Raw genomic sequence first — 18,789 nt, 5'->3', positions numbered from 1 at the left:
GGCTTTCGGCCGGCGTGCTGCCGGCGGGGTGGAGAAGCGGACGCAACGGGTTGAGGGGGCGAAAGTCGGCGGAGCGGCCCGGGCGGGCGCCTCAGTCCGCGCGCCAGCCGTCGAACTGGCGCAGCATGGCCACGGTGTCCAGCGGGCCGAGGCCGGCGGCGACGAAGGCGCGGTGCAGCTCGCTCACCTGGGCCGTCAGCGGCAGGGGCAGGCGCTGGGCCTGGCTGAAGGACTGGACGGCCTCCAGGTCCTTGAGCATGTTGTCGATGCGGCCGGTCGGGCGCTCGTCGCGGGCGGCCATCTTGGGGCCGAACTCGCGCAGGATCTGGCTGTCGGCGCGGCCGCCGGCCAGTGCCTGCGACAGCCGTGCGGCATCGACGCCGCCGGCCTCGGCCAGGCGCACGGCCTCGGCCACGGCCTGGAAGCCGATCGCGCACAGCAGCTGGTTGACCAGCTTGGTGGTCTGGCCGGCGCCGGCCGGGCCCATGTGGGTGAAGTTGGCGCACAGGTCCTGCATCAGCGTGGCGGCGCGGGCCACGTCGGCCTCGGTGCCGCCGGCCATCACCGTCAGCTGGCCGGTCGCGGCCTTCGGTGCGCCGCCGGACAGCGGCGCATCGACCCAGCCGGCACCGCAGCGCTGGCGCAGCTCGTCGCCCAGCGCCCGGGTCGACGGCGGGTCGATCGACGACATGTCGATCAGCAGCGCCTCGGCGCCCAGGCTCTCGGCCGCGCCGCCTTCGCCCAGCACCGCGCGGCGCACGATGGCGGCCGCGTTCAGGCTGGTGATGACGAAGGCCGCGCCGCGGGCGGCCTCGGCCGGGCTGGCGGCGGCATGGGCGCCGCGCGAGCCCAGGGGCGCCATCTTCAGCGGATCGGGGTCGTACAGGCGCAGCGCGTGGCCGCGCTCCAGCAGGCGGCCGGCGATGGCGCTGCCCATGATGCCGATGCCGAGCACGGCGACGGTCTGGCGCGGGGAGGCCACGGCGGTGGGGGCGGCGTCGGTCATGCGGGTTCTCCTGTGGGGTGCGTGCCGGTCATGGCCGGCGCGTCGGGGGGCGGCGGGGCAGTGCCCGCTGCGTCAGGCGCCGTGCGGGGCCGGCGCGCGCAGGGCCTGCAGCGCGTGGGCGATCACGGTGGCCAGCGGGGGGCTCAGGTCGACCGTCAGCACGTCGGGCTCGTCGGCGCCCGGGCGTTCCAGCGTGCGCAACTGGCTGGCCAGCAGGCTGGGCGGCATGTAGTGGCCCTGGCGGGCGGCCATGCGCTCGGCCAGCACCGCCTCGGCGCCGTCCAGGAAGACGAAGCGCAGGCCGGGGCAGGCGGCGCGCAGGCGGTCACGGTAAGTGCGGCGCAGGGCCGAGCAGGCCACCACCAGGCCGGCCGTGCCCGCGGCCGCCGGGGTGGCCAGGCGCTGGCCGATGCGGTCCAGCCAGGGCCAGCGGTCCTCGTCGGTCAGCGCGATGCCGGCGCGCATGCGCGCCACCGCCTCGGGGCTGTGCAGGTGGTCGGCGTCGAGGGCCTGCAGGCCGAGGGCGGCGGCCAGCCCCTCGGCCACGCTGGTCTTGCCGCAGCCGCTGACGCCCATCACCACCAGGCGGGTCATGCCGTTCACAGCCCGGCCGTGATGCCGCCGTCCACGTACAGGATGTGGCCGTTGACGAAGGTGGAGGCCTCGCTGGCCAGGAAGATGGCCGCGCCGGCCAGTTCCTGCACATCGCCCCAGCGGCCGGCCGGCGTGCGCTTGGACAGCCAGGCGGTGAAGGTCTCGTCGGCCACCAGCGCCTGGGTCAGCTCGGTCTTGAAGTAGCCCGGGCCCAGGCCGTTGACCTGGATGCCGTGGGCGCCCAGATCGACCGCCATGCCCTTGGTCAGCATCTTCACTGCCCCTTTGGTCGCCGTGTAGGGGGCGATGCCGGGGCGGGCCAGCTCGCTCTGCACCGAGCAGACATTGATGATCTTGCCGCGGCCGCGCGGGATCATGCGCTGGGCCACCGCACGGCCGACCAGGAACACGCTGTCGATGTTGGTGCGGCTGAGCTGCTGCCAGGCCTCGACCGGGAAATCGGCGAAGGGCGTGCGGTGCTGCATGCCGGCGTTGTTGACCAGGATGTCGATGGCGCCCACGCGCTGCTCGATGTCGGCGATGCCGGCCTCGACGGCGGCCGGGTCGGTGACGTCGAAGGCGGCGGTCTCGACGCTCAGCCCGTGCTCGCGCAGCAGACGGGCGGCGGTGTCGAGCCGTGCCGTGTCACGCGCGTTCAGCACCACGCGGGCACCGGCCGAGGCCAGCGCCTGGGCCAGCGCCAGGCCGATGCCCTTGCTGGAGCCGGTGACGAGGGCGGTGCGGCCGCTGAGGTCGAACAGGCCGAGGGCGGGGGGAAGGCGGGAATCGGTCATGGCGGTCGGTCGGGCGATGCGATCTCGTGGGTGAACGGTGGCGCTCAGGTAAGTTACCGGTATCATATGATCAATCCGGTCCACCAGTCTAAGGGTAGACCTGCATGTGCGGTCTACGGACGATCCCATAAGTTACCGGTATCCTTCTTTTCGGAGCATCCATGACGATCGACGCGCGGCCCCACGTCCTGATGTGCGGCGCCTATCCCGACTGGGACCTGCAGCCGCTGGAGCGCGACTACGTGCTGCACAAGCTGTGGCTGGCCGAGGACCGTGACGCCCTGATCGCGCAGTGCGCGCCGCAGGTGCGCGCCATCGCCACCCGTGGCGAGCTGGGCGCCTCGGCCGAGCTGATCGCCCGCCTGCCCCAGCTGGAGGTGATCTCCTGCTACGGCGTGGGCACCGATGCCATCGCGCTGGACGCGGCCCGCGCACGCGGCATCCGCGTCACCAACACGCCCGACGTGCTGACCGGCGACGTGGCCGACATCGCCATCGGCCTGGCCCTGGCCACGCTGCGCCGCATGCCGGCGGCCGAGGCCCATGTGCGCAGCGGCGCCTGGGCGCAGGGCAACTTCGACCTCGTCAGCCGCCTGTACGGCAAGAAGGTCGGCATCGCCGGCTACGGCCGCATCGGCCAGGCGGTGGCGCACCGGCTCAGCGGCTTCGACGTCGAGATCGCGACCTATGGCCGCACGCCGGTGGCCGGCAGCCCGCACCGCCACATCGGCTCGCTGGTGGCGCTGGCCGACTGGTGCGACGTGCTGATCGTGACCCTGGCCGGCGGCGAGGGCACGCGCGGCCTGATCAACGCCGACGTGCTGGCCGCGCTCGGCCCGCAGGGCTGGCTCGTCAACGTGGCGCGCGGCAGCGTGGCCGACGAGCCGGCGCTGCTGGAGGCGCTGGAGCAGCGCCGCATCGCCGGTGCCGGCCTGGACGTGTTCTGGAACGAGCCGCGCATCGACCCGCGCTTCCTGACGCTGGACAACGTCGTGCTGCAGCCCCACCACGGCAGCGGCACCGAGGAGACCCGCCGCGCGATGGGCCGCCTGGTGCGCGAGAACCTGGCCGCGCATTTCGCCGGTCAGCCGCTGCTGACGCCGGTGGTCTGAGCGTCCCGCCGCCCCGCTGCCCGAACCCCCGACCCGAGGATCCCGACCGTGAACGACACCGTGCGTGACGACGCCCTGGCCGACGAAGGCCGCCCCCTGAGCGCACTGCGCCTGCGCTGCACCTGCCTGGTCATCAACGCGCCCGACGACCTGCAGGTCGTCGAGCAGGACGCCGGCGAACTCGGCCCCGGCCAGGTGGCCGTGCGCGTGGGCTTCGGCGGCATCTGCGGCTCCGACCTGCACTACTTCCACCACGGCGGCTTCGGCACCGTGCGCATCAAGCGGCCGATGATCCTCGGCCACGAGGTGGCCGGCACGGTGGCGGCCGTCGGCGAGGGCGTGACCCGCGTGAAGGTCGGCGACCGCGTCGCCGTCAACCCCAGCCGCCCCTGCGGCGCCTGCCGCTACTGCCTGGACGGCCTGCCCAACCAGTGCCTGGACATGCGCTTCTACGGCAGCGCGATGCGCGATCCGCACATCGAGGGCGCCTTCCGCGACCTGCTGGTGTGCAGCGCCGTGCAGTGCGAGACGGTGGCCGCCGGCGTCTCGCTGCAGCACGCCGCGCTGGCCGAGCCCTTCTCGGTCGCGCTGCACGCGGTCAACCGTGCGGGGCCGCTGCTGGGCAAGCGGGTGCTGGTCTCGGGTTGCGGGCCGATCGGCGCGCTGGCCGTGGCCGCCGCCCGCATCCACGGCGCGGCCGAGATCCTGGCCGTCGACCTGACCGACAGCACGCTGGCCGTGGCCCGCGCCATGGGCGCCGACGTGCCGATCAACGGCGCCACCGACAGCGGCTGGGTGCAGCGCTACAGCGCCGACAAGGGCCAGGTCGACGTCGTCATCGAGTGCAGCGGCAACGAGCGTGCGCTGCGCGCCGGCCTCGACGTGCTGCGCCCGCGCGGCATCGTCGTGCAACTGGGCCTGGGCGGCGAAGTGAGCATCCCGCAGAACCTGATCGTGGCCAAGGAACTGACGCTGCTGGGCAGCTTCCGCTTCCATGCCGAGTTCGCGCTGGCGGTGCGCCTGATCAACGAGGGCCGCGTCGACATGCGCCCGATGATCACCGGCAGCTTCACCCTCGACCGCGCCCGCGAGGCCTTCGAACTGGCCAGCGACCGCCAGCGCGCAATGAAGGTGCTGCTGGACTTCGCGGCGCCCGAGGTCCAGCCGGGCTGATCCAGCGCGTCCGATCCATCGTCCCCCGAGAAAGACCCCCGAGATGAGCACCCCCGTCCTCAGCGACATCGGCCTGATCGGTCTGGCCGTGATGGGCCAGAACCTGGTCCTGAACCTGGAAAGCCGTGGCCTGCGCGTCAGCGCCTACAACCGCACCGCCGCCACCACGGCCGCCTTCGTCGAGGCCCATCCCGGCAAGCGCCTGCATGGCGCCCCGACGCTGGCCGACTTCGTCGCCAGCCTGGCGCGGCCGCGCCGCGTGCTGGTGATGGTCAAGGCCGGCGCGGCCGTCGATGCCGTGATCGACGAGCTGCTGCCGCTGCTGGAGCCCGGCGACATCGTGGCCGACTGCGGCAACAGCCTCTACACCGACACCGTGCGCCGCGAGGCCCGGCTGACGGCTGCCGGCTTCGTCTTCATGGGCATCGGCGTGTCCGGGGGCGAGGAGGGCGCGCGCAAGGGCCCGAGCATCATGCCCGGGGGCCCTGAGGCCGGCTGGCAGGCGATGCGGCCGATGCTGGAGGCCATCGCCGCCCGGGTCGACGGCACGCCGTGCGTGGCCCACATGGGGCCGGGCGGCGCCGGTCACTTCGTCAAGATGGTGCACAACGGCATCGAGTACGGCGACATGCAGCTGATCGGCGAGGCCTATCAGCTGATGCGCACGGCCGGCCTGAGCGCCGCCGAGATGGCCGCCGTCTTCACCCGCTGGAACGAAGGCCCGCTGCAGAGCTACCTGATCGAGATCACCGCCCAGGCGCTGGCCCAGCAGGATCCGCTGACCGGCCGCGCGCTGGTCGACGTGATCCTCGACCGCGCCGGCCAGAAGGGCACCGGCCGCTGGACGCTGATCTCGGCGGCCGAGCATGCGGTGCCGGTCAGCGTGATGCAGGCCGCCGTCGAGGCGCGCATCCTGTCGGCCCGGCGCGACCTGCGCCTGCGCGCGGCCGAGGTGCTGGTCGGACCGGCCCCGGCCCCGCTGCCCGAAGCCGAGCGCGAGGCCCTGCTGGCGCGCGTGCACGACGCGCTCTACGCCTCCAAGATCGTCAGTTATGCGCAGGGCCTGGACCTGCTGCGCGCGGCCGGCGAGGCCTACGGCTGGAACCTGGATCTGGGCACCATCGCCTCGGTCTGGCGCGGCGGCTGCATCATCCGCGCGCAGTTCCTGGGCCGCATCACCGAGGCCTACCGCGCCGACCCGGCGCTCGACAACCTGCTGCTGGCCGACGGCTTCCGCCAGGTGCTGGCGCGCGCCCAGGACGCCTGGCGCGCCACCGTGGCCGATGCCGCCGCCCGCGGCGTGGCCGTGCCGGCCTTCGCCGCCGCGCTGGCCTACCACGACGGCCTGCGCACCGCCCGGTCGCCAGCCAATCTGCTGCAGGCCCAGCGCGACTACTTCGGCGCCCACACCTACGAGCGCACCGACCGGCCGGCCGGCGAGATGTTCCACACCGTCTGGCCCGAAGTCATCGACTGAGGACGGCTCCCCCGTCGGACCGGGTCGGTCCGGTCCGGCCCCGGTGGCCGCAGCCCCCGCGTCGATAATCGTGCGCAGTCCGCGCGGTGCGGTGCCCGTCAGAGGGGGCCGTGCCGCGTGCAGCCACGCATCTTCGGGAGTCTCGCGATGAGCGATCAGGGGTTCACCACCACCACGGTCCATGCCGACCGGCAGTCCGGCGCCGAGCACGGTGCGCTGCACGCGCCGATCCACACCTCCGTCCAGTACGGCTTCGAGAAGGTCGACGACCTGATCGGCGTCTTCCAGGGCCGCATCAAGGGCGGCTTCAACTACGCCCGCCAGGGCACGCCGACCACCGCCGCGGTCGAGTCGCTGATCACCCGCATGGAAGGCGGCGTCGGCAGCGTCAGCTTCGCCACCGGCATGGCGGCGATCACCGCGGTCTTCCTCACCCTGCTGCGCGCCGGTGACCACCTGGTGGCCAGCAAGTTCGTCTTCGGCAACACCAACAGCCTGTTCGGCACGATCCAGGACCTGGGCATCCAGGTCAGCAAGGTCGACACCACCACCGCCGAGGCCGTCGAAGCCGCGCTGACGCCGGCCACGCGCATGGTGTTCGTCGAGACGCTGTCCAACCCCGGCACCCGTATCCCCGATCTCGAAGGCATCGGCCGCCTGTGCCGCGAGCGCGGCCTGGTGTTCGTGGTCGACAACACCGTCACCTCACCCTGGGTGTTCAAGCCGGCCAGCGTCGGCGCCAGCCTGGTCATCAACTCGCTGACCAAGTCGATTGCCGGCCACGGCAACGCGCTGGGCGGCACGGTGACCGACACCGGCCTGTTCGACTGGTCCGCCTACCCGAACATCTTCGAGGCCTACCGCCGCGGCGACGCCAAGGGCTGGGGCCTGCAGCAGGTGCGCAAGAAGGGCCTGCGCGACATGGGCGGCTCGCTGTCGTCCGACCATGCCCACCGCATCCTGGTCGGCGCCGAGACGCTGGAGCTGCGCATGGTGCGCACCGCCGCCACCGCGCTGGCGCTGGCCCGCTGGCTGCGCCAGCACCCGGCGATCGCCGCCGTGCATTACCCGATGCTCGAGGAGCATCCGCAGCACGACACCGCCCGCCGGTTGTTCCGCAACGGCTCCTGGCTGCTGGCCTTCGAGCTGGCCGATCCCGCGCGCATGGTGCCGGTCATCGACCGCCTGCGCCTGCCGGTGGCCGCCACCGGCCTGGGCGACACCCGCAGCCTGATCATCCCCGTCGCACCGACGATCTTCTGGGAGATGGGCGCCGCCGGCCGCGCCGACATGGGCATCGCCGACGGCCTGGTGCGGCTGTCGGTCGGGCTGGAGGACGAGGCGGATCTGATCGCGGATTTCGCGCAGGCGTTGGGGGGCTGAAGAGCCAGGCCGGCGGCGTGGGGACGGTGTCGTGCGGCCACCCATGGATCGGGGAGGCTTACGAGACCACGCTGACGCTTCCCAGGGAGTAGCGCCGCGCTAAGCGCGACGGCGTCGGCGCAAGCCCGTGAAGCCGTTTTTCGTGCGTCCCTAGACAGTGCACGCGGGCAGTGCGACGACCCCGATACACTTTTCGACAATCACGCCACTTTGAACTTCGGAGACCTCGTGAGCGAACAGATTTCCTTCGAAACCAACGACTTCGCCAGCAATCCGGAGCCTCGCTGCCCCTGCATCCTCCTCCTCGACGTGTCTGGTTCGATGAACGGGCAGCCTCTCAATGAGCTGAACGCCGGTCTTGGCACTTTCCGGGATGAACTGTCTGCTGACACCCTGGCGATGAAGCGGGTCGAAGTTGGCATCGTCACTTTCGGCCCCGTCAAGGTCGAGACTCCGTTCACGAGCGCTTCCACGTTCTACCCGCCGACTCTCCAAAGCCAGGGCGACACGCCGACCGGGGCTGCCATCACGCAAGCGCTGAACATGGTTGAAGACCGCAAGCGCGACTACAGGGCGAACGGCATCTCGTATTACCGGCCTTGGGTGTTCCTCATCACCGACGGCAAGCCGACCGATTCTTGGAAGCAGGCCGCCGAGGCGATTCGCGAAGGCGAGGCTTCGAAGAAGTTCGCGTTCTTCGCCATCGGCGTTCAGGGCGCGGATATGGACACGCTGCGACAGATCAGCGTGCGTGAGCCGCTGTCTCTGCAGGGCTTGAAGTTCGACAAGCTCTTCAAGTGGCTCTCCAGCTCTCTGCGGTCCGTCTCGCGTTCGACGCCAGGTACCGAAGTACCTCTTGAGGCTCCGAAGGGCTGGGCGTCGGTGTGACTTGGCGTCTGGTCTACGCGTCAGAGGTCGGTACATCACACACCCGCACCGGAACCCCTTGTCAAGATAGTTGCTGGGCGCAAGTGGACCGGCTGGCTGACGGTCTGCCTCTGCTGTCCGTCTTCGTCGCTGACGGTGCCGGTAGCGCAGCGAAGGGCGGGGAGGGCGCGGAGCTGGCCATCGAGGCTGCAGCGGCCTTCATCGCCAGGAAGGTGAAGCAAGGGGAGTTTGGCCTCAGTGACGGACTTGCCACCGACTTGGTGGTTGCAGTGCGCGACCGCATCTACGCAGCCGCTGAGGCAGAAGGCCTGAAAGCCCGGGACTTTGCCTGCACGTTCCTGGGTGTGCTGTCGACAGCCGTCGGCACCCTGGTTCTCCAGATTGGTGATGGCGGGGTAGTGCTTGATACCGGTGCCGGCCTGGAGGTCGCGGTCATTCCGATGTCTGGCGAGTACGCCAACATGACGCACTTCGTGACCGATGAAGACGCCGTCACCGTCCTGCAGACAAAGGCGTATCCAACCCGAGCCCTGAAGGTTGCCGCGTTCACGGACGGCATCCAACGCCTTGCGTTGAACCTTGCGATCAACACTCCCCACGAGCCGTTCTTTGCTCCGTTCTTCAACGGGATGGCCAAGGCAACCGCCGAGCAGGAAGAGCAACTGCAAGGGTTGCTTGTCCGGTTCTTGGGCAGCGCGCCTGTCAACGAGCGCACGGACGACGACAAGACGCTCTCTCTCGCTCTTTGGATGCCCTGACGGAAGGTATGGCGAGGACGCTCTACACCTCACGCGGAACGGCTATCGACGTTGGCCGGGAGCTTGGCAAGGGCGGCGAAGGCTCGGTGTTCGAGCTGCCGGCACTGACAAACCAGGTCGCCAAGCTGTATCACAAGGCGCCTGACGCGAAAAAGCAAGCGAAGCTCAGCTACATGGCGTCCACGGCGGACGCGCAGCTTCTGAACTACGTCGCCTGGCCGCAGGAGACGCTTCATCCCAGCCGTGGTGGTCCTGTCATCGGCTTTCTCATGCCGAAGGTGTCCAACAAGGACCCTATCCACATGGTCTACAGCCCGGCGCACCGCCGGCAGGACCATCCGAAGGCTGCGTGGGACTTCTTGCTGTTCGTGGCGCGAAACATTGCGGCCTCGTTCGAGGCGGTGCACGCCCATGGTCACGTCGTCGGCGACGTGAACCAGGACAGCTTCATGGTGGGTCGCGACAGCAAGGTCGTGCTCATCGACAGCGACTCGTTCCAGGTCAATGCCCGAGGAACGATGCACTTCTGCGAAGTCGTCGTTCCCCATTTCACGCCACCAGAGCTGCAGTCGTTGTCTTCCATCGACGGGTTCACCCGGTCGACGAACCATGACAACTTCGGCCTCGCGCTGCTGATTTTCCATCTGCTCTTCGGCGGTCGACACCCGTACTCCGGCGTGCCCCTGCGAAGTGGCGTTGGTGACGCGCTCGAGACCGACATCAAGAACTTCCGGTACGCCTATGCCCGCGACAACCAGTTGCGCGGCTTCAGCCCACCGCCCCGTTCCATCCCTGTGTCGATGCTCCCCGACGCAATGGAGTCCATGTTCCACGTGGCTTTCACCGAGAAGGGCGCCGCAGGCGGAAGGCCCAGCGCCCAGCAGTGGGTTGCAGCTCTCGACGGGCTGCGGGGCCGGTTGAAGAAGTGCAGCGCTTCGAGCATGCACGTCTATCCCGATCACCTCGGTTCCTGCCCTTGGTGTGCGCTGGATAAGCAGGGGGTTGTCTACTTCGTCGACCTCGGTGCCACCTTCACGCCGACTTCGAGCGGGTTCGTACTGACGCAGGCCTGGGGTCTCATCCAGGCGGTGCCAGCGCCGGCGCCATTGAGTCTCCCGACGCCGAGCGACTTCAGTGTGACGGCCAAGGCACTGCCCGCCGGCATCCCGGGGGAAGGGACGGTGACCTTCTACCGCTTTGTGGTCGTGGCCATCGCCATCGCTGTCGTCTTTTCGGCCCCGAAGGCTTGGTTCTTTGCGTTGCTGGGTGGAGGGTTCGGGTGGGTAATGGCCGGCGGTGCGGGCTCGTCTGAGCGCGCGGCCGAGCGTTCCACGCGCAAGAGCGCCCTGGACGCAGCTAAGCAGGAATACGAGCGCCTAGTTGAACGGGCCAAGAAGGAGGCAGGCCCGGAGGGCTTCCATGCGCGTAAGGCCGAGTTGGCTCGGGTCAAGGACGAACTCGAAGCGCTGCCTCGGGCGGAGCAGGCTGATCTGAACCAGCTTCACGCTACTGCCCAGGAGCGCCAGAAGCAGAAGTTCTTGAGTACCTGCTTCATCGACCGGGCGACCATTCCAGGCGTTGGCCCTGCTCGGAAGGCGGCGTTGAGGTCCTTCGGTATAGAGACCGCCGCCGATGTGACCAAAGGGCAGGTGATGCAGGTGCGCGGCTTCGGAGAGAGCCTGACGCGTTCCGTCCTTGACTGGCAGCGCAGCTGCGAACGGCAGTTCCAGTTCAATCCGGCGGCAGCCGTATCGCAGGCGGACATGGACTCGGTCCGAGTCAAGTTCGCTGCGAAGCGACTCTCGCTGGAGCGCATGCTGGCGGCAGCGCCGGCCGAGCTGCAGCAGTTCCGACAACGGGCCACCGCACAGGCCGCCAGCTTGTTGCCTCAGCTTCAGGCTGCCGCCCAGACGCTCGCGCAGGCGGAAGTGGACTACAACGCTGTCTAAGGGTGCACCCGCTGCGCGGATTCTTGGAGGGCCGCCGTCGACGTAGCCTGCGAAGGCTTAGAGCGGCTGACTCCCAGACTGAGCAGGTGATCGGCTACACCTTCGGTGTCATCTCCGAGATCAAGGGCGGCCCGACCAGGCCAAGGCCTGGCTACAAGCCACCGGCCTCTGACTCAGCTACTCCCCCGCAACTCCACCTGGAACGGAATCAGCACCGTCTGCGGGGCCAGCGGCGTGCCCTCGCGGGCGGCGGCGATCGCGCGCAGCAGCAGCTCGCCGGCGGCGCGGCCGATGCCGGTGCAGTCGACGGCCACGGTGCTCAGGCGCGGGTGGCAGCTGGTGCCGACCTCGAAGCCGCCGAAGCCGGCGATGGCCAGCTGCTGCGGCACCGCGATGCCGCGGCGCTGGCATTCGGCCAGGGCGCCGAAGGCCGGGTGGTCGGAGACGCAGACCAGCGCGTCGGTGTCGGGCCAGCGCTGCAGCAGCTGCACCACGCCTTGCGCGCCGTGGGCCATCGACACCGGCGCCTGGCCGACGCTGAGCTGGCGTGAGGCGTCCAGGCCGAGGGCGGCCATCGCCTGCTCGAAGCCGCGGCGGCGGTCGGCGCCGCGCGCGTCGCTCTCGGGCACGCCGCCGAGAAAGGCCAGGCGGCGGTAGCCCTGGGCGTGCAGCTGGTGCACCAGCTGGGCCACGGCCTCGGCGTTGGAGAAGCCCACGCAGTGCTCGACCGGCTGCAGTGGCAGATCCCAGGTCTCGACCACCGGCACGCCGGCGGCCTGCAGCAGGCGGCGCGCGGCCGCGGTGTGGGTGCCGCCGGTGACGATGACGCCCTCGGGGCGGCGGCTGAGCATGGCGCGCAGCAGGCGCTCCTCGGTTGCGGCGTCATAGTCGGTGTAGCCGAGCAGCACCTGCAGGCCGCTGGCCTCCAGCGCGGCGGTCAGGCCGTGGGCGGTGTCGCTGAAGTTGCTGTTGTTCAGCGCCGGCACCAGCGCGGCGACGAAGCCGGAGCGCTTGGACGAGAAGGTGCGTGCCGTCTGGTCGATGACATAGCCCATCTCCTGGCAGGCCTGCAGGATGCGCTGGCGCAGTGCCTCGCTGGTCGAGCGGCTGCTGCTGCCTTCCCGGTTGAGGGCCCTGGAGACGGTCATCTTGGACACGCCGACGCGCGCGGCGATGTCGGCCATGGTGACCTGGGTGGCCGGCGGCGCGGGTACGGCGGCGCCGGCGGGGGACGGGCTGGTGGTGGCGGGCGGCGGCGGCTTCGAGGCCGTCGGCTTGCGTGCGGGCAAGGCGCTTCTCCGGTGACGGTGCGGTTCCGGGCGCAAGCATAGCGGTTGGGCCGGATCCGGGGCAGCCGGTGATACCGAGAACATCCGGTCGCAGCCGGTGCGACGCCGTGCCGGTGTCGCCATTCCTCCTGTGAAACGATCGCCGCGAGAGCGCCGAGGCCCGCGGTGGCCGCTGCGCGATGCGGGTATGTACCGGTTACCGGTAACCAATACCGGCGCACACTCGCGGCCATGTCCTCGATCCAAGTCCTTGATCCCCGCTTCGCGGCCGTGGCCGACGGGGCTTCCGCGCTGGAGCACCTGGCCGGCGGCGCCGTCTGGAGCGAAGGTCCGGTGTGGCTGCGCGAAAGCGGCGAACTGCTGTGGAGCGACATCCCCAACGACCGCATGCTGGCCTGGCATCCGCAGCACGGCCAGCGCGTCTGGCGCGAGCGGGTGGAGTTCACCAACGGCCATGTGCGTGAGGCCGACGGCAGCCTGCTGCATTGCTCGCACGGTGAGCGTGCGATCCAGCGCACCCGGCTCGACGCGCAGGGCCGGCCGCTGTCCGATGAGACGGTGGTCGACCGTTATCAGGGCCGGCGCCTGAACTCGCCCAACGATGTCGTCGTCCAGCGCGACGGCACCATCTGGTTCACCGATCCGCCCTACGGCATCGCCTCCGACCACGAGGGCCACCAGGCCGAGAGCGAGCTGGGCGACTGCTACGTCTTCCGCTTCGATCCGGCCAGCGGCGCGCTGCGCATCGCCAGCGACTTCGTCGAGGAGCCCAACGGCCTGGCCTTCTCGCCCGACGAGTCCGTGCTCTACGTCAGCGACACCTCGGCCGCCCTGCGCCGAGACGGCACGGGCCATCATCACATCGTCGCCTTCGACGTCATCGGCGGCCAGGATCTGGCGCGGCCGCGCATCTTCGCCGTCATCGAGCCGGGGCTGGCCGACGGCTTCCGGGTCGATGTGCACGGCTTCGTCTACACCAGCAGCGCCGACAGCGTGCAGGTCTACCACCCGGACGGCACGCGCATCGGCCGCATCCCGGTGCCGGAGAAGGTCGGCAACCTGGTCTTCGGCGGCGCGGGCGGCAACGAGCTGTTCATCTGCGCCAGCACCTCGCTCTACCGCATCGCGCTCAACACCCGGGGGGCGACGGCATGAGGTGGGCCGAGCGACGGGCCGCTCCCGAGCCGGCCCACGTCCCCTCGGGGGACCGGTCGGCGTACTCGACGACCGAGGGGTCCACATGACAGCTCTATTGCGCTTCGACCACGTCAGCAAGCGCTTCGGCGGCACCCAGGCCGTCGATGACGTGACGCTGGACGTGCATGCCGGCGAGGTGCTGGCCCTGCTGGGCGAGAACGGCGCCGGCAAGAGCACGCTGATCAAGCTGCTGGCCGGCATCCACAGGCCCGACGCCGGCACGATGACGGTCGACGGCCAGCCCGAGAGCGCCTGGCGCAGCCGCGATCCGCTGCGCCAGCCGGTGGCCTTCATCCACCAGGATCTCGGCCTGGTCGAATGGATGACGGTGGCCGAGAACGTCGCGCTCGGCATGGGCTATCCACGCCTGTTCGGCTGGAAGCACGGTCTGGTCGACTGGCGGGCGGCCGATGCGGTGGCGCGCCGTGTGCTGGCTCGCGTGGGCTGCGACATCGATCCGGGCCGGCGCGTGTTCTCGCTGACGCGGGCCGAGAAGTCGCTGCTGGCCATCGGCCGCGCGCTGGAGGTGCAGGCCCGGCTGCTGGTGCTCGACGAGCCCAGCGCCAGCCTGCCGGCCGCCGACGTGCAGCGCCTGTTCGAGGTGCTGCGCGGCCTGCGGGCCCAGGGCGTGGGCATGATCTACGTCTCGCACCGGCTCGACGAGGTGATGCAGCTGTCGGACCGTGCGGCGGTGATGCGCGATGGCCGGCTGGTCGGCGTGCGCCGCACCGCCGAGACCACCGAGGCCGAGCTGGTGAGCCTGATCGTCGGCCAGCACCTGGGCCAGGACAGCCGGCCGCCGGCCCCCGAGATCGACCGTGAGGCGGTGCCGCTGCTGGCGCTGCAGGGCGCGGTGGCCGGCAATGCCGGGCCGCTGGATCTGGCCCTGCACCGCGGCGAGATCCTGGGCCTGGTCGGCCTGCGCGGCGCGGGCCACGATGCGGTCGGCCGCGCGCTGTTCGGCTGCGAGCCGCTGCTGGCCGGTGCGCTGCACATCGGCGGCCGGCCGCGCACGCTGCGCGGCCCGGCCGAGGCGATCGCCGCCGGCATCGGCTACACCGCCGGTGAGCGGCTGGAGCAGAACCTGGCCGGCGCGATGACGGTGCAGGAGAACCTCTTTCCCAACCCGCGCCTGCACGGCGAGCGTGGCCTGGACACCCGCCGCCGCGCCCGTGAGCTGCAGCAGGCGCAGCAGCTGGCCGAGCGCTTCGACATCAACCCGCGCGCGCCGCAGGCCATCGTGCAGCAGCTGTCGGGCGGCAACCAGCAGAAGGTGGTGCTGGCCCGCTGGGAGGCGCTGGCCCTGCCGGTGCAGGTGCTGGAGGAGCCGACCGCTGGCGTCGACGTCGGCGCCAAACGCCAGATCTATGCCTTGCTGCGCCGGCGTGCCGCGCAGGGCGCCGGGCTGGTCGTCGTCTCCACCGATTACGAGGAAGTGGCCACCGTCTGCCACCGCGTGCTGGTGTTCCGCGCCGGCCGCATCGCCGCCGAGCTGCGCGGCGACCAGATCACCATCGCCCGCCTGCTGGCGTTGTCCGCCGGCTCGGCCGGCGAGGAAAGGAAGTCCGCATGAGTTCTTCGATCAAGTCCACCGCGCTGGAGCCCGATGCCAGCCTGGATGGCGCCGCCGACACGCTGGCGCGTCGCCTGGCCCGGGCGATGCCGGCCTACGGGCTGGTGGTGCTGATGGTGGCGCTGGCGGCGCTGTTCTCGGTGCTGCTGCCCGACACCTTTCCCACGCTGTTCAACCTGCGGGCCATCCTGTCGGACAAGTCGGTGATCGCGCTGCTGGCGCTGGCCGCGATGATCCCGATGCTGACCGGCAAGATCGACCTGACGGTGGGCTACGGCATCGTGCTGTGGCACATCCTGGCCATCAGCCTGCAGACGCGCTTCGGCCTGTCCTGGCCGGTGGCGGTGCTGGTGGTGCTGGCCTGTGCGGCGCTGTTCGGCATGCTCAACGGCCTGCTGGTGGAGCTGGCGCAGATCGACAGCTTCATCGCCACGCTGGGCACCGGCACCGTGCTGTACGCGGTGGCGATGTGGCACAGCGGCGGCCGCCAGGTGGTGGGCGAGCTGCCCGAGGGCTTTCTGCAGCTGGCCGGCGCGGACCTGTTCGGTCTGCCCATCCCCGCGTTCTACGTGTTGGGCATCGCGCTGCTGCTGTGGGCGGTGACCGAGTTCATGCCGCTGGGCCGTGGGCTGTACGTGATCGGCGCCAACCCGAAGGCGGCCGAGCTCAACGGCCTGTCGGTGCGCCGCCACGTGATGGGCGCCTTCATCGCCTCGGGCCTGCTCAGCGGCTTCGCAGGCGTGCTGCTGGCCTCGCGGCTGCAGATCGGCCAGGCCAGCGTGGGGCTGGAGTTCCTGCTGCCCGCGCTCGTCGGCGCCTTCCTGGGCAGCACCACCATCCGCCCGGGCCGCGTCAACGTCTGGGGCACGCTGGTGGGCGTGGCGATTCTCGCCATCGGCATCTCCGGCATCCAGCAGTTCGGCGGCGCCTTCTTCGTCGAGCCGCTGTTCAACGGGCTGACGCTGCTGATCTCGATCGGCATCGCCGGCTGGGCCCAGCAGCGCCGCAACGCGTCCATCCGCCGCCGCATCGCCCAGCGCCAGCTGGACACGCCGGCCGCTGCCCCCCCGACTTCGCTTCCCACCGAGCCGATCACGGCCACCACCTGAGGAGACACCATGAGCCGCAAGAATCCCGCACGTCGGTCGTTCGCACTCGCCGCCGTCGCTGCCGCCAGCCTGTTGATGGCCGCCGGGCCCGCCGCCGCCGATGACTTCGTCGCCGCGGCCAAGGCCAAGGTGGCGCAGATGGCCGGCGCCAAGTCGAAATGGGACGGCCCGACCAGCGGCCCGAAGGCGGTCGCGGGCAAGACCGTGGTCTTCGTCGCCGCCGACATGAAGAACGGCGGCATCGTCGGCGTCAGCAAGGGCGTCGAGGAGGCCGGCAAGGCCATCGGCTGGACCATCCGCGTGATCGACGGCCAGGGCTCGGTCAGCGGCCGCACCGCGGCGCTGAACCAGGCGCTGGCCCTCAAGCCGGCGGGCATCGTCGTCGGCGGCTTCGACACCACCGAGCAGAAGACCGCCTTCGGCAACGCCGCCAAGGCCGGCATCCCGCTGGTCGGCTGGAACGCCGGCCCCAAGCCGGGCCCGGACACGGCCGCGGGCCTGTTCGCCAACGTCACCACCACCGCCGACGACATCGCCGAGGCCGCCGCCCTGTGGGCCGTGGCCGACAGCAATGGCAAGGCCGGCGTGGTGATCTTCACCGACAGCCAGTACTCGATCGCCATCTACAAGGCCAAGGCCATGGAGGCGGTGATCAAGAAGTGCCCGGGCTGCACGGTGCTGAGCTTCGAGGACAGCCCGATCGCCGACAGCGCCACCCGCATGCCGGGCCTGACCACCTCGCTGCTGCAGCGCTTCGGATCGAAGTGGACCCACTCGCTGGCCATCAACGACCTGTACTTCGACTTCTGGGGCAGCGCGCTGAAGGCCGCCGGCAAGAAGGGCGACGACCTGCCGCGCGCTGTCTCGGCCGGTGACGGCAGCGAGGCCGCCTACCAGCGCATCCGCGGCAAGTCCTACCAGAGCGCCACCGTGCCAGGGCCGCTCAACATGCAGGGCTGGCAGGTCGTCGACGAGATGAACCGCGCCTTCGCCAAGGTGGCCTGGTCCGGCTACGTGCCGGGCGTGCACGTGGTGACGGCCGCCAATGTGGGTGGTGACGGCGGCGACCGCAACGTGTTCGATCCGGGCAACGGCTACCGGGACCAGTACAAGAAGATCTGGGGGCGTTGAGGCCCGGGCAGCCCGGGGCGCCCGGGCCGTCCGTGCAGGCTCAAGGCCGTGGCTGCAGGGCCACGGCCTTGAGCACCGTCGGCGCGATGATCCGGTGCATGGGCTTGACCGGGATCATGTAGAGCCGGCCCAGCCGGTTGTGGATCTTGACCGCCGTGGTGATGGTGACCTGCACCCGGCCCGCGGCGGGCTCGTGGCGATGCACCGAGAGCCGCACGTCGAGGTGCGTGTCGTCGATGCCGAACACCGCTTCCTCGAACGTGACCGAGCGCAGGGTGAAGATGCCGATGCGGTCGCCGGGCCGGTAGCCGGATTCGGGCCGGCTGCGGTCGAAATGGCCCAGTCCGCCGAGGTTCTGCAGCCCGACGAGTTCGACGGCCCGGTTGCGCAGCGCCATGCAGCGCTCGACCCAGCGCGGGGTCAGGGCCATGCACCTCAGAAACTGGCCGAGTGCGGAGAGGCCGGGCTGCGCCGCAGTCTCGGCCCAGCTGTCGTGGAAGTCGGTGCCGATGACCAGGGACTCGGCGGCGCTGCCGGGCGGAACGGGGACTTCGGTGGGCATGGGGGTGGGCGTGTCCGTGGTGCGGGCCGTGCATGAGGCCGTCCGAGTGTGCCATCCGGCCACCGGCGCTCGGAGAGGTGACCAGCATGATCCGCCGCCATCCTCACACCGGTGGACATCCGGGCCTCTGCTTGATCGCCGACATCGGACCGTCATCCACCCCTCACTACACTCTTCGGTGAACGGTCGCTGAACAAGGGGCCGGCAGCCCGCCGGTCGCACGGTCGATCGTCAGGAGGGCGTGCAGGATGCAGACCTCGACCCTGTGGTGGATCGCGGCCGGGGCGCTGACCATCGGCGAGATGCTCAGCGGTACCTTCTACCTGCTGGTGCTGGCCGGCGGCGCTGCCGCCGGGGCGCTGGCGGCCCATGCCGGCGCTGACCTTGCCGTGCAACTGGGCCTCGCCGCCGTGGTGGCGGCCGTCGGTGTCGCCGTCTGCCGGTCCTGGTACCGGCGCCGGGCCGGCACGGCGCCGGCTGCGCCCGTCGGCCTGGCGACCGAAGCGGCCGAGGCCGATCCCGACATCCATCCCGACATCGGCCAGCACGTGCACGTGGCCGCCTGGTCGCCCGAGGGCACGGCGCGCGTGCGCTACCGTGGCGCAGACTGGGCCGTGCGCTGGGCCGGCCTCGGTGCGGCGGTGCCCGGCGCGCTGGTGATCGCGGCCGTCCATGGCGCCGAGCTGCAGCTGGTACCGCCACCGGCCTGAACCCCGGATTCCGCCACCCATGATCCCGCCGCGGGCACGCCAGCGCGCGCCACGTCCGGCCGCCCGCGTCCCCTGACTTCCGCC

At 70.8% G+C, this 18,789-nt stretch carries 17 protein-coding genes; 12 read left to right on the top strand and 5 right to left on the bottom strand.

Annotation, left to right across the window (positions count from 1 at the left end):
* Positions 1–91: 91 nt before the first annotated feature.
* The 3 genes from AACH11_RS07785 to AACH11_RS07775 all read right to left on the bottom strand — a co-directional run bounded on the left by AACH11_RS07785 (position 92) and on the right by AACH11_RS07775 (position 2,394).
* Positions 92–1,006, bottom strand: coding sequence for an NAD(P)-dependent oxidoreductase (locus AACH11_RS07785; protein WP_341373644.1), 915 nt, complete (start codon positions 1,004–1,006; stop codon positions 92–94).
* A gap of 72 nt (positions 1,007–1,078) precedes the next feature.
* Positions 1,079–1,600 carry a gluconokinase gene (locus AACH11_RS07780; protein ID WP_341373643.1) on the bottom strand — a complete coding sequence of 174 codons (522 nt, stop codon included), beginning with the start codon at positions 1,598–1,600 and terminating at the stop codon, positions 1,079–1,081.
* A gap of 5 nt (positions 1,601–1,605) precedes the next feature.
* Positions 1,606–2,394, bottom strand: a complete 789-nt coding sequence (locus AACH11_RS07775; protein ID WP_341373642.1) for a glucose 1-dehydrogenase — start codon at positions 2,392–2,394, stop codon at positions 1,606–1,608.
* Between the two features lie 161 nt (positions 2,395–2,555).
* On the opposite strand from AACH11_RS07775, the gene AACH11_RS07770 reads away from it, so the two are divergent.
* The 7 genes from AACH11_RS07770 to AACH11_RS07740 all read left to right on the top strand — a co-directional run bounded on the left by AACH11_RS07770 (position 2,556) and on the right by AACH11_RS07740 (position 11,134).
* Positions 2,556–3,506 carry a 2-hydroxyacid dehydrogenase gene (locus AACH11_RS07770; RefSeq protein WP_341373641.1) on the top strand — a complete coding sequence of 317 codons (951 nt, stop codon included), beginning with the start codon at positions 2,556–2,558 and terminating at the stop codon, positions 3,504–3,506.
* A 105-nt stretch (positions 3,507–3,611) separates the two neighbouring features.
* On the top strand, positions 3,612–4,679 hold the full coding sequence (locus tag AACH11_RS07765; RefSeq protein WP_341373844.1) for an L-idonate 5-dehydrogenase: 1,068 nt from the start codon (positions 3,612–3,614) through the stop codon (positions 4,677–4,679).
* Positions 4,680–4,722: 43 nt separating this feature from the next.
* Positions 4,723–6,156: an NADP-dependent phosphogluconate dehydrogenase gene (gene gndA / locus AACH11_RS07760; RefSeq protein ID WP_341373640.1), complete on the top strand. Its 1,434-nt coding sequence runs from the start codon at positions 4,723–4,725 to the stop codon at positions 6,154–6,156.
* A gap of 147 nt (positions 6,157–6,303) precedes the next feature.
* Positions 6,304–7,539, top strand: coding sequence for a cystathionine gamma-synthase family protein (locus AACH11_RS07755; RefSeq protein WP_341373639.1), 1,236 nt, complete (start codon positions 6,304–6,306; stop codon positions 7,537–7,539).
* Positions 7,540–7,767: 228 nt separating this feature from the next.
* Positions 7,768–8,427 carry a vWA domain-containing protein gene (locus tag AACH11_RS07750; RefSeq protein ID WP_341373638.1) on the top strand — a complete coding sequence of 220 codons (660 nt, stop codon included), beginning with the start codon at positions 7,768–7,770 and terminating at the stop codon, positions 8,425–8,427.
* Positions 8,424–9,185 (top strand): PP2C family serine/threonine-protein phosphatase, encoded by a 762-nt coding sequence (locus AACH11_RS07745; protein WP_341373637.1) that lies wholly within the window; start codon positions 8,424–8,426, stop codon positions 9,183–9,185. Before AACH11_RS07750 ends, AACH11_RS07745 begins: the two co-directional genes overlap by 4 nt.
* A complete protein-coding gene (locus tag AACH11_RS07740) occupies positions 9,173–11,134 on the top strand; it encodes a helix-hairpin-helix domain-containing protein (RefSeq protein WP_341373636.1) in 1,962 nt (653 codons plus the stop codon). Before AACH11_RS07745 ends, AACH11_RS07740 begins: the two co-directional genes overlap by 13 nt.
* Positions 11,135–11,307: 173 nt before the next feature.
* Here AACH11_RS07740 and AACH11_RS07735 read toward each other — a convergent pair whose 3' ends face one another.
* Positions 11,308–12,318, bottom strand: a complete 1,011-nt coding sequence (locus AACH11_RS07735) for a LacI family DNA-binding transcriptional regulator (protein WP_423228710.1) — start codon at positions 12,316–12,318, stop codon at positions 11,308–11,310.
* A gap of 336 nt (positions 12,319–12,654) precedes the next feature.
* On the opposite strand from AACH11_RS07735, the gene AACH11_RS07730 reads away from it, so the two are divergent.
* The 4 genes from AACH11_RS07730 to AACH11_RS07715 all read left to right on the top strand — a co-directional run bounded on the left by AACH11_RS07730 (position 12,655) and on the right by AACH11_RS07715 (position 17,433).
* Positions 12,655–13,578, top strand: coding sequence for an SMP-30/gluconolactonase/LRE family protein (locus AACH11_RS07730; protein WP_341373634.1), 924 nt, complete (start codon positions 12,655–12,657; stop codon positions 13,576–13,578).
* 85 nt (positions 13,579–13,663) lie between these two features.
* Complete coding sequence (locus AACH11_RS07725; RefSeq protein WP_341373633.1) at positions 13,664–15,193, top strand: sugar ABC transporter ATP-binding protein; 1,530 nt, start codon at positions 13,664–13,666, stop codon at positions 15,191–15,193.
* Positions 15,190–16,302, top strand: a complete 1,113-nt coding sequence (locus AACH11_RS07720; protein ID WP_341373632.1) for an ABC transporter permease — start codon at positions 15,190–15,192, stop codon at positions 16,300–16,302. Before AACH11_RS07725 ends, AACH11_RS07720 begins: the two co-directional genes overlap by 4 nt.
* Positions 16,303–16,311: 9 nt before the next feature.
* Complete coding sequence (locus AACH11_RS07715; protein WP_341373631.1) at positions 16,312–17,433, top strand: substrate-binding domain-containing protein; 1,122 nt, start codon at positions 16,312–16,314, stop codon at positions 17,431–17,433.
* A gap of 40 nt (positions 17,434–17,473) precedes the next feature.
* Here AACH11_RS07715 and AACH11_RS07710 read toward each other — a convergent pair whose 3' ends face one another.
* The gene (locus tag AACH11_RS07710; RefSeq protein ID WP_341373630.1) at positions 17,474–17,995 is read right to left on the bottom strand and encodes a DUF2867 domain-containing protein; all 522 of its coding nucleotides are present in this window, start codon (positions 17,993–17,995) and stop codon (positions 17,474–17,476) included.
* Positions 17,996–18,243: 248 nt separating this feature from the next.
* Between AACH11_RS07710 and AACH11_RS07705 the strand changes: the two genes are divergently transcribed.
* Positions 18,244–18,705, top strand: coding sequence for an NfeD family protein (locus tag AACH11_RS07705; protein WP_341373629.1), 462 nt, complete (start codon positions 18,244–18,246; stop codon positions 18,703–18,705).
* Positions 18,706–18,789: the final 84 nt, after the last annotated feature.

Origin of the sequence: Pseudaquabacterium rugosum (genome assembly GCF_038066575.1) — a bacterium.
Lineage (GTDB): Bacteria > Pseudomonadota > Gammaproteobacteria > Burkholderiales > Burkholderiaceae_C > Pseudaquabacterium > Pseudaquabacterium rugosum.
The sequence above is the reverse complement of the archived record's forward strand: the minus strand, read 5'-3'. Positions and strand labels throughout refer to the sequence as shown.

Bases quoted from the DNA above. Each gene is read 5' to 3' on its own strand.
- AACH11_RS07785 (WP_341373644.1), bottom strand. From the start codon at position 1,006: ATGACCGACGCCGCCCCCACCGCCGTGGCCTCCCCGCGCCAGACCGTC.
- AACH11_RS07780 (WP_341373643.1), bottom strand. From the start codon at position 1,600: ATGACCCGCCTGGTGGTGATGGGCGTCAGCGGCTGCGGCAAGACCAGC.
- AACH11_RS07775 (WP_341373642.1), bottom strand. From the start codon at position 2,394: ATGACCGATTCCCGCCTTCCCCCCGCCCTCGGCCTGTTCGACCTCAGC.
- AACH11_RS07770 (WP_341373641.1), top strand. From the start codon at position 2,556: ATGACGATCGACGCGCGGCCCCACGTCCTGATGTGCGGCGCCTATCCC.
- gndA (WP_341373640.1), top strand. From the start codon at position 4,723: ATGAGCACCCCCGTCCTCAGCGACATCGGCCTGATCGGTCTGGCCGTG.
- AACH11_RS07755 (WP_341373639.1), top strand. From the start codon at position 6,304: ATGAGCGATCAGGGGTTCACCACCACCACGGTCCATGCCGACCGGCAG.
- AACH11_RS07735 (WP_423228710.1), bottom strand. From the start codon at position 12,318: ATGGCCGACATCGCCGCGCGCGTCGGCGTGTCCAAGATGACCGTCTCC.
- AACH11_RS07730 (WP_341373634.1), top strand. From the start codon at position 12,655: ATGTCCTCGATCCAAGTCCTTGATCCCCGCTTCGCGGCCGTGGCCGAC.
- AACH11_RS07725 (WP_341373633.1), top strand. From the start codon at position 13,664: ATGACAGCTCTATTGCGCTTCGACCACGTCAGCAAGCGCTTCGGCGGC.
- AACH11_RS07720 (WP_341373632.1), top strand. From the start codon at position 15,190: ATGAGTTCTTCGATCAAGTCCACCGCGCTGGAGCCCGATGCCAGCCTG.
- AACH11_RS07715 (WP_341373631.1), top strand. From the start codon at position 16,312: ATGAGCCGCAAGAATCCCGCACGTCGGTCGTTCGCACTCGCCGCCGTC.
- AACH11_RS07710 (WP_341373630.1), bottom strand. From the start codon at position 17,995: ATGCCCACCGAAGTCCCCGTTCCGCCCGGCAGCGCCGCCGAGTCCCTG.
- AACH11_RS07705 (WP_341373629.1), top strand. From the start codon at position 18,244: ATGCAGACCTCGACCCTGTGGTGGATCGCGGCCGGGGCGCTGACCATC.